Source organism: Synechococcus sp. H55.9, assembly GCF_047462355.1.
GTDB lineage: Bacteria > Cyanobacteriota > Cyanobacteriia > Thermostichales > Thermostichaceae > Thermostichus.
The window spans coordinates 1-12,852 of the sequence record NZ_JANSJB010000077.1; the positions used below are offsets into that span (position 1 = coordinate 1).

The following is a 12,852-nucleotide window of genomic DNA, read 5'->3' on the forward strand; positions in this document are numbered from 1 at the left end:
AGTCATGATGGCAAACTTCCCTGAGGAAGCGCGAAGATTGACAACACAACCTTAAAACATCCGTTAAGTTCTGTCAATTGGCTCATTGATCCTGAGAGAGGCCATGTCTCTTCCCCGCTGGATTTTAGGGATCCACACCACCACGCCGGTTTTGGGCTTGGCCCTGCTGCCGTTGGAGCCGGAGCTGGGAGAAACCCGCATTCTGAGCCGGTGGCTGGATCGGGAGATGGCAGCGCAGTTACACCCTTGCCTGAAGGAGTTCTTGGCCGGGCAGGACTGGTCGCAGGTGTCCGGGATCGCGGTCGCTTTGGGGCCGGGCAGCTTTACGGGCAGCCGTTTGGGGGTGAGCGTGGCGCGCCTGCTGGGTCAGCAGTTGCACATCCCAGTGTTTGGCTACTCGGCTTTGGCCGTCCTGGCCCGTCATGCGTGGATCCAGCAGGGATCCCCGGCACAGCCCTTGACGGTGGCGGTGCAGATGGACGCCAAACGGGGAGAGTGGTATGGCGGTGTGTACTGGGTGGGGGCCGAACATCTGGCTGTGGCAGTGGCCGATCAGCTCTGGGCGGAAGCGGCTTGGCAGGCGACTCTCCGAGGGTGGCCGCAGGCCTTATCTGTGGATGCCGCCGATTTTCTGGATCCTGTGCCGGTGGTGGCGTTGGCAGAATTGGCCCACGCCGATTTCCGGGCCGGGTTGCGCCCTCAGTGGCAGGAGGTGCTGCCCATCTATGGTCGTCGTCCCCCCATCGATCCCCAGGTGCTGAATCCGAGTGCCCCCTGATCACGGTAAGATTGGGAAGTCTGAGCAACGGATCCCTCTGCCGACATGATCTCAAGCAACGATTTGCGCCCTGGCGTCTCTGTAGAAATTGACGGAGCTCCCTACAAGGTGATCGAGTTTCTGCACGTGAAACCCGGCAAGGGAGCGGCCTTTGTGCGCACCAAACTCAAAAACATGCAGACCGGCAACGTTGTGGAGAAAACCTTCCGCGCCGGGGAAACCCTGCCGGCGGCCACCATCGAAAAAGTCGAGATGCAATATCTCTACGCAGAGGGGGACAACTTGGTGTTCATGGACATGGAGACCTATGAGCAGGCCCCCATTACTGCCGCCCAAATTGGCTCCGCCGTGAAATACCTGAAAGAAAACATGCAAGTGTCAATCCTGCGTTGGAATGGGCAGGTGATCGATGTGGAGTTGCCCAACACTGTGGTTCTGGAGGTGGTGGAAACCGATCCAGGGGTGAAGGGAGATACCGCAACTGGGGGAACCAAGCCGGCCAAGCTGGAGACCGGTGCTGAGATCCAGGTGCCTTTGTTCATCAAGGTGGGGGAACGGATCCGGGTCGATACCCGCACCGACACCTATCTGGGCCGCGAGTAGCTTCTTCCCCCGGCTTAGGGATTTCCGTTGTGGACAGGTGATGCATCAGGAGTGAGCCTTCCCTTGGATGTTGTCAATTGGCAGGAAATTCGTCTTCTCCTGGCCGCTCTGCAAGAGAGCGATGTAGCCGAACTAACCCTGGAGTACAAAGATTTTCGCCTCACCTTGCGCAAAGGGAGCGCCGAAGCTCCTCCTCCTGCCGCTCCACCGCTGGCCCCCTCCCCTGCTTCCCCTGCAGAAGCTCCTCCTCCTGAGAGCGCTCCCAAGCCTGCCCCCAGCCACTGGGTAGAGGTGACGGCGCCGATGGTGGGCACCTTCTACAGCGCCCCTGCCCCCGGAGAAACGGATTTCGTCCAGGTTGGCCAACGGGTGAACAAGGGTCAAACTCTCTGCATCATCGAAGCCATGAAGCTGATGAACGAGATAGAGGCCGAAACAGCAGGCGTGGTGAGGGAGATTTTGGTGAGCAACGGCCAGCCGGTCGAATTTGGCCAAGTTTTAATGCGACTGGATCCCACGGGGTAAAGCCAGGGTGGCGCTGCCCTCCCTTGGTGCTTTATCCTGGGGGCAATAAGCTGAAGTGCAGCAGCGACACAGTCTTGAACTGGGAGCCTTCTTGATGCCTCGGCGCTCTTCTTCCCAGAGTGGCTCTACCCCATTCCCCTTTCTGGAGGGGCGGGGTGCTGCTGATGGTGAGGCTGAGTCGAGCTTGCCGCTGGGGCAGCGTTTGCTGCGGGCAGGGCTCATTTCCCAATCCCAGTTGGCCCAGGCCCTGCGGGAGCAGCAGCAAAACCACCTCAAGTTGGGAGAAGTGTGCCTCGAGCACGGCTGGCTCACCCTGCCCGATCTCTACCGCTTTTTGCCCAGCCAGTCCCTTTCTCTGGGGGAGATTTTGGTGGCGCTGGGCCATTTGGATTTCGAGCAGTTGCGGGTTGCTCTGGCCCAACAGCGTCGTTACGGGCGGAAACTGGGGGAGATTCTCACCTGGAAAGGTTGGGTACAGCCGGCCATTTTGGATCGCGCCTTGGATGTGCAGGTGCAACTGCAACAGATGGCTTCCTCCAATGCGTGGGAGGCGCTGCAGCCTTTTTTGGCCAGGGATCCCCAGCCAACCCCCCAAAGCTCTGCAGCCGGGGATCCTCTCTGGGGGGTGGAGCCGGCTCTGCCCGTACCGGAAGAGGCCAGGATTCGGCCACCCGGGCTTGACTCTGAAGTTGGGGAAGTTCCCGTCTCCAGAACAACAGCCACGGCAGCCCTAGATCCTTTTGCTGATGAGCCTCAACCGGCCACCTTGGCCGACTACCGCAAGCAAGTGGAAGCCTTGCAGCTGCAAATCGAGCTCCAGGAACAGGAATGGGATCGGATCCTGGCCAACATGAATCAGCAGATTGCCGATTTTCAAAGCCAGTATCAACAGCGCATTCAAAAACTGGAAGCCACCATCCGCCTCCAACAAGTGGAGCTCCAGCATCAGGCCACGTTACAGCAGGATTTGCGAGTTTGGCGGGAACAACTGCAACGGCTGGAAACGGAGTTGGCCCTTGTCCGCGCTGCGGAGCAAAAAGCGCAGCGGCAGTTGCAAACCCAGCGAGACTGCTATCAATCCGAATTGGAGCAGTTGCAAGAGCAGATCCAAATTCTGCAGAAACGCCAGTTGGACTCGGTGCCCGGCAGTGTTGTGGCCGACCTACGCGCCCAATTGGAGGCCGCACTTCATCAGATCCAGCAGCTCCGGTCGGAGCGGGATCAGTTGCAGGCCCAACTGGCCCGGCAAGTTGCAGAGTCAGAGGCTGCCCTATCCCCGCATCTGGACGCTTCCCGGCCCGAGCAGGTTGCCACCCCAGAGCAACCGATTGCGGAGCTGAGAGCCGCTGTGCAGAGGTGGCAAGAGCGCTACGCTCAGCTACAGCAAGAGCACGAAACCCAAATGGCGCGGCTTTCCGGCTACGTTCCCCCAGAGCAGGTGGAGAGCTTGCAGGCGCAGCAACAACAACTGCAAGCGGAAGTGGCGCGGTTGATGGCAGCCAACCGTGACTACGAAGCGCACATTGCCCAACTGGAGGAGCAACGGCAGCAGAGCGAAGCTTTGATCCAGCAGCTCAGGGCAGAACAGGCTGAGGCCGAGCAGCGCATTGTCCAACTGGAGGGATCCCTGCAAGCCCGCCAGGAAGCCCTGGAACAGGCTCAGCAGCAACTCAAAAGCATGGGATCCCGCCTCAGCGCCCTCCAACAGCAGCAGGCCAACTTGACGGTGGAGCTGCGAGACGCGCGGGAGCTGCTGGCGGCCTACCGACAGAGCTTGGAGACTTTACAAGAGAACCTCAAAGTTGAGCAGAACCGCAACCGTCTGCTGCAGGTGAGTTACGAACAGCAGAAGCTGATCGCCGAGGCCGCCCAAGCCCAGTTGAGAGCAGCCAACCTCCCAACCGCCAAAGAGGGGTTGGCGCATTCGTCTGGGCCTGCCAGGGGGACGGAGGAGCCTGGGCTCAACGCCGGGGAGCTTCCCGCCAATCCTGAAGACCCGCCGACGGATCCCTTGTTGGCGGAGCTTACCCCGTGGGCCAGGCATCTGTTCCAAAACTTGCAGGAGGCGGGCCTGCTGGATCGGCCCCAGATCGAACACATCCTCAGCCGTTGGCAACAGGCGGGGGGCAAGCTGACGACAGTTATCGGCGAGTGTGCGGGCCTGAAGGCGACCACGATCAAATTCTTTGCCGATGGGGGATATTCGGCCCGGCTGTCGGGGTGCCACACGCTGGGAGAGTTCCTCAAGGCTGCCGACTTGTTGGCTGCTGAGGTGCTGGAGTTCTTGCCGCCAATGGATGAAGCTTCCCCACACTGGGGGGATTCCTTGGTGGAGCGGGGGTTGTTGCGACCGGAGACGCTGCAGTATTTCCGCAAGCACTTCCTGTCGGCTCCCGCCAACCGATAACCTCATCCTCTCCTGCTGAGATGATGTTTGGAGTTGCAGCCGCCGAGACCCCTGACCCGGTGAAGGTCTTGCCCCCGCAGCGCATTGTTGGCCAGGAGATGGCAGCGCGGCTGCTGGTGGCGGCGCTGGAGAAGGGGCGGGTGACTTCCAGCTACTGTTTCTTGGGCCCCCAGGGGGTGGGTCGGGGGCTGATGGCCCGGTGGTTTGCCCAGGCACTCCTGTGCGAAGCCAGCTTTGGGATCCCTTGCGGCAAGTGCTCAAGCTGCCGTTGGCTGCTGGCGGGCAACCATCCCGACCTCCATTGGGTCAGCCCCACCTACCTGCACCAGGGCCGTCTGATCCCGGCAGAATCCCCGGAGGCGCAAACTTTGCAGCGGCGCTCGCCACCCCAAATTCGCCTGGAGCAGGTGCAGGGAATAGCTCGCTTTTGTTCCCGTAGGCCGATTCCTGCGAGGACTCCGTCCTGCTTACGCGAACGGCGCTCGGTGGTGGTGCTGGAGGGAGCAGAAACCTTGGCAGAAAGCGCTGCCAATGCCTTGTTGAAAACCCTGGAGGAGCCGGGCCCGGCTCACATCATTCTCATCGCCTCCCAGGCGGCCTCCCTGTTGCCAACCCTGCTGTCCCGCTGCCAGATGGTGCCGTTTCGCCGCCTCAGCCCAGAAGAGGTGGAGCGGGTGTTGAGTGGGTTGGGTTGTCCAGATCTGGCAGGGATCCCCCGATCCGAGCTGATCGCCTTGGCCCAGGGCAGCCCCGGCCTGGCGTTGCTGGCCCAGCAGCACCTGCGGGAGATTCCGCCATCGCTACTGGAGGAACTCAAACGTTGGCCTTGGCACTTTTCTCTTCAGCAGGCGTTGGAACTGGGCAGAGCGGTGGCCGGTTTGGAGCTGCCGGCGCAACTGTGGCTGATCGACTATTTGCAACAGCATTTCAGGCCTACAGCCCCCTATCGCGAGTGGGCGCAGGGATCCCGTCAGGCAATCCAGCAGTTGGAGCGCATTCGCCAACAACTTTTACAACTGGTGCAGCCGCGCCTCTGTTGGGAGGTCAACCTTGCCAGGATTAGGCCGGGTGGGTGATGTGGTAGCTGCCGTCGGCCTGTACCCAGGCGATCTCCGGGATCCGACACCGGCGGGCGTAGGCTTCGATCTCTTCGGGGTCCCGATCCAGCAATTCCAGCTCTACTGCTTCTGATGCTCGCCAGCGGGCGGCCAAAGCCAGCGCCGCCGGGATCCCCGCCGGCACCAGGGGCACCACCAACCGCTTGCAGACCATCGCCTCGGTTTGGGGATCAGGGGGCAAGAGCCGCAGCAGCGTATCCGGCAGCAGGGTAAAGCCGATCCCCGGCTGTTCCACTTGCTGAGGGCTGTAGAGGGCATGCAGCCGGTCGTAACGTCCTCCCAAGGCGATGACCTCCCCGGCGGCCACCGCCTGAAAAACGATGCCGGTGTAGTAAGCCAGGGTTTGCAGCAGGCTCAGATCCAGCACCACCTGCACTCCATGATCCTGGAGCACCTGGCAGAGCTGCCGCAGATCCCGCAGCCGCTCAGGCGGCACTGGCAGCCGCGCCAGGTTAGAAAGAACCTGAGCGGGCTGGCCCCGCAGCCCCAGGATTTGCAGGCCAATCTGGCGGGCGGCTTCCGGCAAAGGGGCCGATTCTAGGTAAACGTAGTCGAGCCGGGCAATGGCACGGCGCACCGCCGCTTGAGCCGTGGGGGCAACTGGGCTGAGCAGGCTTTCGGTCAGGCCCACATCGCCCAGCAGCAGCGTCCAAGCGGAGATGCCGACCGAGCGAATGCAATCGGCCAACAGCAGCAGGATCTCGGCATCGGCCAGCCATCCGCCCGCCCCGATCAGCTCCACCCCGGACTGAAAAAACTCCTGGCTGCTGTAGGATCCCTCCTCCCGCCGGCTGTTGCGGAAAACGCTGCCGTGGTAGTAGAGCCGCAGCGGCAAAGGCCCGCCGGCTAGACGGGTGGCCGCCGCCCGCACAAGGGAAGCGGTGAACTCCGGGCGCAGCCCCAGCATCATCCCTTCGCCATCCCGCAGTTGCAGCACCGCCTCGGCGCGGATGGATCCCCCCGCCAGCAGTGTTTCCAGCCGCTCCAGGGTGGGGGTGATGAGGCGCTGGTAGCCGTAGCGGCGAAAAACCTGGGTGAGCTGAGCCTCCAGCCTCTCCCGTCGCTGTACTTCCCGGGGCAGCAAATCGCGGGCGCCGCTGGGGGGGCGCAGGCTGCTGGAAAGGGTGGAAGCAGCTAAGGACTCCGTCCCGCTGACGCGATCGTACACAGGCTGCTCCGGCAGAGTGTCCTGCCGCATCATACTGGATCTGCGGGGTCAGCCGGGATCCCTGGGAAACTCAGGCCACTCCCAGATGGGGTCGGTGGAGCGCACCCGGTGCATCCCGGCGGCGGCAAAGCGGGCGAAGGCCGCCTCCGCCTGCTCGCTGAAATCCACCCCGCCGGGGATCACCACCGCTGAGGTGCAATCTTCCAGAAGATAAACTTTCTTAGCCAGGCTGGGATCCGTGGCTTGGATCTCCTGCAACAGGTCGTTCACCGTCCAGGCCACACAGTGGCTTTTGGCTTGGCCAGCCACGATCAGCGCGTCAAACTGCAACAGGTGGCAGATGAGGGACGCGTTTTTCTCGTCGATGGGATCCCCTTCCGGCCCGGTCAAGACCTCCGGACTGAGCACGGAATAATTTTCTGTCAAGGGGTTGGCTCCCTTGAGCTGCAGGCTGGGCTGGCTGTGGCGGGCCATGCCGTGAAAGAAGATCGCCTCTTCCACCGCCGGCACCAGAGCATGGCCGATCCCTCCCAACATGGAGTGGTAGGGCCAGACGATGAGGGGATATTTGCCCCCTTGCTCCAACTGCTCGGCGTAGTGCAGGGCATAAACCTGCAGCCGCGTCAGATCCCCTTGGGTGAGGTTGGCAGCCATTGCGGGGTTCACCCGCCACCGCCCGCAGCGAATATCGGCTGCCGAAATGGCCGTGGCCGGTTCAGGATGGGCTCCCTGCGCGTCCACCCAAAAGACGGGGTGGAAAATCTGCATGGCTGTGTGGGTGTCGAGGGTGGCGATGATCTGGGTGATGTGGGCCAAGTTGCGATAGATAAACTGACAAAGCCGTCGATTGTCTTCCACCGCACCCAAACCGCTGGAGCCGGCCACAAACAGCTCAAAGCCAGGGATGCAAAAGGTATTCTGCACATCGATCAGCAACAAGCCCACCCGCACCCGATCGGCCTCTGCCGGTGGGATCCCGTGCTCCTTGGCCCAGCGCTCGGCTTCTGCTGCCCGCTGTTGGTAGGGCACCCGCCAGATCTCTCCCACCCGCTCCGGCGCAAAGTGGGGCGGCAGGCCCGCCGGCGCCTCAACAGCTAGCTCCTCTAGCATGGGATTCATGGCGTTCTTCCACTGCAACTTGGCCGACCTCGCACAAGCGCGCTCAGGGTTGACGGGGTCGGGTGGATACTTATGGTTAATCTTACTATAAGTCGGGGCTATAGTTTTGCCCAGGTGGCCGCTCATGTTCTCGGCTACGTTTGGGTTGGGTGTTTTGTCAAGACTGGTTTTTCCAGTCTTGCGGGGGTTGTGGTGCTGCTTGTGGATCCCTGACAGGCAGGCTTACTTATGGTAGGTTTCACTATAACTTTGGCGGCAACCCGCCGCGTGCTCCCGTCCCCCTCCACCTGCCCTGAGGTTTTTCATGTTGAGCCCTGATTTCTCGTCGTTGCGGCCCCAAGACTATGGTTTGCTGACGGATCTGTACCAGTTCACCATGGCCGCCTGCTATGTGGGGGAAGGGTTAGAGGCTCAGCCTGCTGCCTTTGAGCTGTTTGTGCGGCGGCTGCCCACCGACTATGGCTATCTGATCGCCATGGGGCTCGCCCAGGCAGTGGACTATCTGCAGCAGCTCAGCTTTGCCCCCGAGGCTTTGCAGGCGCTGCGGGAAACGGGCATTTTCGCCGATGCGCCGGAGCGCTTTTGGGATCTGCTGGCCCGCTGCCGGTTTGAGGGAGATGTGTGGGCAGTGCCGGAAGGAACCGCCATTTTCGCCAACCAGCCTCTATTGCGGGTGGAAGCCCCCCTCTGGCAAGCCCAACTGGTGGAGACCTACCTGCTGGCCACCTTGAACTACCAGACCCTGATTGCCACCAAGGCGGCCCGGATGCGGGATGCGGCGGGGGATGAGGCCATTTTGCTGGAGTTCGGCACGCGGCGAGCTTTTGGGCCCCAGGCGGGGCTGTGGGCGGCCCGGGCGGCGCTGGCTGCAGGGTTTAACGCCACTTCCAACGTCTTGGCGGCTCTGAAATTGGGGCGCAAGCCGGCAGGAACCATGGCCCATTCCCTGGTGATGGCCATCGCTGCTCTCTCGGGCGACGAGACCCGCGCCTTTCAATCCTTTCGGCGCTACTTTCCCCAGGCCGCGCTTTTGATCGATACCTACGATCCCATCCAAGGGGCGCGCACGGCAGCCCAACTCTTTGCGGCCACCCATCCGGATCAACTGGGATCGCGCGGGGAAATCGGCGGGGTGCGCATCGACTCCGGAGATTTGGAAGATCTCTCTCGCCGGGTAAAGCAGATTTTGCCCCAGGGAGCGCCGGTGTTTGTCAGCGGCGACCTCGACGAACACGAGATCGAGCGTCTGCATCGCTCCCAAGCTCCCATCAGCGGCTACGGGGTGGGCACCCGCCTGGTGACCGGGGAAGGGGTCAACGGGGTGTACAAATTGGTGGAAATCAACGGGATCCCGGTGGCTAAGGCTTCCTTTGCCAAAGCTACTCTTCCCGGGCGCAAGCAGATCTTTCGCAGCCCTGAGGGAGACTTGTTGGGCCGGTTCGATGAGCCCCCGCCCCCCGGCTACGAACCGCTGTTACGCCAGATCATGCACAGGGGTGTGCTACTGGCTCCCTTGCCAGATCTAGAAGCCATCGCCCGCACCAGCCGCGCTTCTGTGCTGCGCCTACCTCAGGGGGTGCGGCAACTGCGCCAGCCGGATCCCTGGCCCATGGCCCTGACCGCGGCCTTGCAACGGGTAAAAGACCACACCCTCGGTCAGGAATCTGCCTGAGGAAAGGGAGTTTTGCTGCATTATAATGTCTTAGCTTTCAAGTCTCTGCTTCGAGATCTGAGTTTTGCTATTGGACTTGAGCCACTTCGCTGCTTAGACTTTTCCCGCTCTTTGCCCCCAACTCTATGACCCAACGTGCCTTAATTACCGGCATCACCGGACAGGATGGCTCTTATCTGGCCGAGCTGCTGCTGCAGAAAAACTACGAAGTTCACGGCATCATCCGCCGCGCTAGCACTTTCAACACCGACCGCATCGACCACATCTACGTGGATGCCCATGACCCGCAAGCCAGGCTATTTCTCCACTACGGGGATCTCACGGACGGCACCACCCTGCGCCGGATCCTGGAACAGGTGCAGCCGACGGAAGTGTACAACTTGGGGGCCCAATCCCACGTGCGGGTGAGTTTTGATGCGCCGGAATACACCGTCGACGCGGTGGCCATGGGCACGCTGCGTCTTCTAGAGGCCATCCGCGACTACCAACAGCGCACCGGGATCCGGGTGAAGTTTTACCAGGCGGGATCCTCGGAGATGTTCGGCCTGGTGCAGGAGATCCCGCAGAAGGAGACCACCCCCTTCTACCCCCGCAGCCCCTATGCCTGTGCCAAGGTGTACGCCTACTGGCAGACGGTCAACTACCGCGAAGCCTACAATCTGTTCGCCTGCAACGGCATTTTGTTCAACCACGAGAGCCCACGGCGGGGGGAAACCTTTGTAACCCGCAAGATCACCCGCGCCGTCAGCCGCATCGTGGCCGGTAAACAAAGCAAACTGTACCTGGGCAACCTGGATGCTAAGCGAGACTGGGGCTACGCCAAAGACTATGTCGAGGGAATGTGGATGATGCTCCAACAACCCCAGCCGGACGACTATGTGTTGGCTACGGGGGAAACCCACACCGTGCGCGAGTTCGCGGAACGAGCCTTCGCGCTGGTGGGTCTGCCCATTACCTGGAAAGGCTCCGGCCCAGCCGAACAGGGATTGTATAAAGACCAGGTGTTGATCGAGATCGACCCCCGCTACTACCGCCCAACCGAGGTGGATCTGCTGCTGGGGGATGCTTCCAAAGCCAAGCGAGTCCTGGGGTGGGAGCCCAAAGTGAGCTTCCCACAATTGGTGGAGCTGATGGTGCTGGCCGACTTGGAAGCCATCGGCCTGGATCCGGATCCCATCCTGGGGGAACGGCGCACCCTCAACGGCCTGCTCAGCGAAGATCGCGCCTTCATCCGCACCCAACTGGGGGTTCATTACGACTGACAAGAGGGATAAGACGGTCGAGACGGGATCCCAAAAACCGCTTCGTCCCCCTTGCCCAGATCGGGGAGTGAACGCTTAATATAGGAGATCGCCAATTCTTCTAGCTTCCTGAACGTTCGACCCTGGACATCCTTTGCTGATTTCGGAGAACTGCCCGCATGTCCCGCTACACAGGTCCCCGTCTAAAAATTATTCGTCGCTTCGGGGGACTTGATCTGCCCGGTTTGACGCGCAAGCGCCCCAAAAATAACAATCCGCCCGGTATGCATGGCGCCGAGCGCAAGAAAAAGTCTGAGTATGCCATTCGCCTAGAAGAAAAGCAGAAGGTGCGCTTCAACTATGGGCTAAGCGAACGGCAGATGATCCGCTACATGCGCAAGGCACGGCGCTCCAAGGGATCCACCGGCTTGGCCCTGTTGCAGATGCTGGAAATGCGGTTGGATTGCATCGTGTTTCGTCTGGGCATGGCTCCCACCATCCCGGCAGCTCGACAGTTGGTGAGCCACGGCCACATAGAGGTTAACGGCCAAAAGGTCACCATTCCCAGCTATGGCTGCAAAGTGGGGGACGTGATTACGGTCAGAAACAAGGAATCTTCCCGCAAGCTGGTAGCCGCCTACGCAGAGTATCCGGGTCTGTTTCTACCTGACTACCTGGAGTTTGACAAAGAAAAGCTGCGCGGACGCATCAAAGAACTGCCCCCCCGCGAGCAAATTTGCGCTCCGGTCAACGAGCTTTTGGTGGTTGAGTTCTATTCCCGTAAGCTCTAAGGATCCCTTTTGCTGCTAACTCCCCTCTCCCCCTGGGAGAGGGGCTGGGGGTGAGGGAGCAAAGCCAAGGAGATGGGTTAGAGGCTGCCGATGGCCCGCCGCAGTTGTACCAAGGCGCGGTTGTAGGCGATCACAGCATCGGAAAGGTTGCCACGGGCGGTGGTGAGGGCAGCTTCGGCATTGATCACCTCTGTCTGAGTGCCCACCCCCGCTTGCAAGCGCAGCCGGGCCAAGCGCAGGCTTTCTTCTGCCGAGGCAATCGCCACTTTGGCCGAGTCGATCTGCTCGCGGCTGGAGCTGAGGGTCAGGAAGGCTTCTTCCACCCCCCGCTGGATTTCATTGCGGGTGCCAACGAAATTGCTCACGGCCACTTGTCCATCGATCTGGGCTTGGCGGGCTTGGGCAGATGCTGCTCCCCCATCGAACCACGTCAAGCTGAAATTGGCTCCGACCGAATAGCCAACATCAAAACTGTTGCGGCTGGCGTTGAAATCGTTAACGGCATCGAGGGTGGCGAACAAACCGACCTGGGGGCCATTGCGGGCTTGGGCCAGGCGCACACGGCTTTGGGCTTGTTCCAGCTCGCGGCGTTGGCGCTCCAGCTCTTGTCGTTGGGCGAAGGCAGCGATGATGGTCTCTTCTAAGCTGAGATCCCATTCTCCCATCGGCTCGATGCGGTCGCTGGCCAACACATCGGTGGGGCTGGGAAAGTTCAGCAGTTCGGCCAGACGGCGGCGATTCAGTTGTTGGATGTTTTGGGCCGCCAGCAAGGCTTGTCGATTGTTGGCCAATTCCGTCTCTGCTTGGAGAATCTCGAAGCGCGTGCCCAGCCCGGCCCGTTCTCGAGCTTGAGCATCCCGCAGGGTGGCTTCCGAGCTTTCGACAGCAGCCTGTCTGATGGCAACCCTGGCATCGGCGCTTTGCAGATCGTAGTAGGCGTTGGCCACAGCTTGTTTGACCGTCTGCAGGGCTTGCTCCAGTTGCAGTTGGGCGACGCGCAGAGCTTCTTGGGCCAGCTTCAGGTTTTGCTCCCTGAGGCCAGTGTCAAAAGCGGTGTACTCCACCCGCACCACGCTGGCTGAGAAAGTGTGAACTTCGCGGCTTGGCCCGCCGCCGGGTGAAGGAGGTTCGCTGTATTGGTAACTGGCTCGAGTGGAGAGGCTGGGAGCAAAGGCAGCTTGAGCGACGGCCACCCCGGCCTCGGCCCGCTCGACGGCCAGCCTGGCCTGCTGCACAGTTGGGTTTTGGGCCACGGCGAGCTCCAGGGCTTGTTCTAAAGACAAGCCCTCTCTTCGCTCAATGCGCACCTGCAAGGGGGATTGGGGTACTACCAATTCTTCAGCCGTCAAGGCTCCCTGCACCGCCAGGTCAGCGGCAGGGGCGGAGTCGGCAAGGTTGGGGGGAATCGATAATGTCTCTTATACACATAT

Annotated in this window: 11 protein-coding genes; 8 read left to right on the forward strand and 3 right to left on the reverse strand. The window is 61.2% G+C overall.

Annotated features, from left to right (window positions below; translation table 11 throughout):
- The first annotated feature begins 103 nt into the window (after positions 1–103).
- The 5 genes from tsaB to NW857_RS10015 all read left to right on the forward strand — a co-directional run bounded on the left by tsaB (position 104) and on the right by NW857_RS10015 (position 5,389).
- Positions 104–778: a tRNA (adenosine(37)-N6)-threonylcarbamoyltransferase complex dimerization subunit type 1 TsaB gene (gene tsaB / locus NW857_RS09995; RefSeq protein ID WP_414335239.1), complete on the forward strand. Its 675-nt coding sequence runs from the start codon at positions 104–106 to the stop codon at positions 776–778.
- Between the two features lie 45 nt (positions 779–823).
- A complete protein-coding gene (efp, locus tag NW857_RS10000; RefSeq protein WP_414335241.1) occupies positions 824–1,381 on the forward strand; it encodes an elongation factor P in 558 nt (185 codons plus the stop codon).
- A gap of 51 nt (positions 1,382–1,432) precedes the next feature.
- Positions 1,433–1,906, forward strand: coding sequence for an acetyl-CoA carboxylase biotin carboxyl carrier protein (gene accB, locus NW857_RS10005; RefSeq protein WP_414368839.1), 474 nt, complete (start codon positions 1,433–1,435; stop codon positions 1,904–1,906).
- A 94-nt stretch (positions 1,907–2,000) separates the two neighbouring features.
- Positions 2,001–4,313: a hypothetical protein gene (locus tag NW857_RS10010; protein WP_414368841.1), complete on the forward strand. Its 2,313-nt coding sequence runs from the start codon at positions 2,001–2,003 to the stop codon at positions 4,311–4,313.
- 20 nt (positions 4,314–4,333) lie between these two features.
- Positions 4,334–5,389: a DNA polymerase III subunit delta' gene (locus tag NW857_RS10015; protein ID WP_414368842.1), complete on the forward strand. Its 1,056-nt coding sequence runs from the start codon at positions 4,334–4,336 to the stop codon at positions 5,387–5,389.
- On the opposite strand, the gene NW857_RS10020 is transcribed toward NW857_RS10015, so the two are convergent.
- Both NW857_RS10020 and NW857_RS10025 read right to left on the reverse strand, forming a co-directional pair.
- Entirely contained in the window at positions 5,373–6,632 is a 1,260-nt protein-coding gene (locus NW857_RS10020; protein WP_414335248.1) for an ATP phosphoribosyltransferase regulatory subunit, read from the reverse strand. The two genes, NW857_RS10015 and NW857_RS10020, sit on opposite strands and share 17 nt — an antisense overlap.
- A gap of 15 nt (positions 6,633–6,647) precedes the next feature.
- The gene (locus NW857_RS10025) at positions 6,648–7,718 is read right to left on the reverse strand and encodes an isochorismatase (protein WP_414335250.1); all 1,071 of its coding nucleotides are present in this window, start codon (positions 7,716–7,718) and stop codon (positions 6,648–6,650) included.
- 304 nt (positions 7,719–8,022) lie between these two features.
- On the opposite strand from NW857_RS10025, the gene NW857_RS10030 reads away from it, so the two are divergent.
- The 3 genes from NW857_RS10030 (at position 8,023) to rpsD (ending at position 11,422) form a co-directional block, all read left to right on the forward strand.
- Positions 8,023–9,390, forward strand: a complete 1,368-nt coding sequence (locus NW857_RS10030) for a nicotinate phosphoribosyltransferase (RefSeq protein WP_414335252.1) — start codon at positions 8,023–8,025, stop codon at positions 9,388–9,390.
- A 125-nt stretch (positions 9,391–9,515) separates the two neighbouring features.
- Positions 9,516–10,652, forward strand: a complete 1,137-nt coding sequence (gmd, locus tag NW857_RS10035) for a GDP-mannose 4,6-dehydratase (RefSeq protein WP_414335254.1) — start codon at positions 9,516–9,518, stop codon at positions 10,650–10,652.
- A gap of 158 nt (positions 10,653–10,810) precedes the next feature.
- Positions 10,811–11,422, forward strand: coding sequence for a 30S ribosomal protein S4 (gene rpsD / locus NW857_RS10040; protein WP_414335255.1), 612 nt, complete (start codon positions 10,811–10,813; stop codon positions 11,420–11,422).
- 77 nt (positions 11,423–11,499) lie between these two features.
- Here the strand turns inward: rpsD and NW857_RS10045 are convergent, their stop codons facing one another.
- Positions 11,500–12,771 (reverse strand): TolC family protein, encoded by a 1,272-nt coding sequence (locus NW857_RS10045; protein ID WP_414368844.1) that lies wholly within the window; start codon positions 12,769–12,771, stop codon positions 11,500–11,502.
- Positions 12,772–12,852: the final 81 nt, after the last annotated feature.

Coding starts and splice junctions, on each gene's coding strand:
- tsaB (WP_414335239.1), top strand. CDS start 104: ATGTCTCTTCCCCGCTGGATTTTAGGGATCCACACCACCACGCCGGTT.
- efp (WP_414335241.1), top strand. CDS start 824: ATGATCTCAAGCAACGATTTGCGCCCTGGCGTCTCTGTAGAAATTGAC.
- NW857_RS10010 (WP_414368841.1), top strand. CDS start 2,001: ATGCCTCGGCGCTCTTCTTCCCAGAGTGGCTCTACCCCATTCCCCTTT.
- NW857_RS10015 (WP_414368842.1), top strand. CDS start 4,334: ATGATGTTTGGAGTTGCAGCCGCCGAGACCCCTGACCCGGTGAAGGTC.
- NW857_RS10020 (WP_414335248.1), bottom strand. CDS start 6,632: ATGATGCGGCAGGACACTCTGCCGGAGCAGCCTGTGTACGATCGCGTC.
- NW857_RS10025 (WP_414335250.1), bottom strand. CDS start 7,718: ATGAATCCCATGCTAGAGGAGCTAGCTGTTGAGGCGCCGGCGGGCCTG.
- NW857_RS10030 (WP_414335252.1), top strand. CDS start 8,023: ATGTTGAGCCCTGATTTCTCGTCGTTGCGGCCCCAAGACTATGGTTTG.
- gmd (WP_414335254.1), top strand. CDS start 9,516: ATGACCCAACGTGCCTTAATTACCGGCATCACCGGACAGGATGGCTCT.
- rpsD (WP_414335255.1), top strand. CDS start 10,811: ATGTCCCGCTACACAGGTCCCCGTCTAAAAATTATTCGTCGCTTCGGG.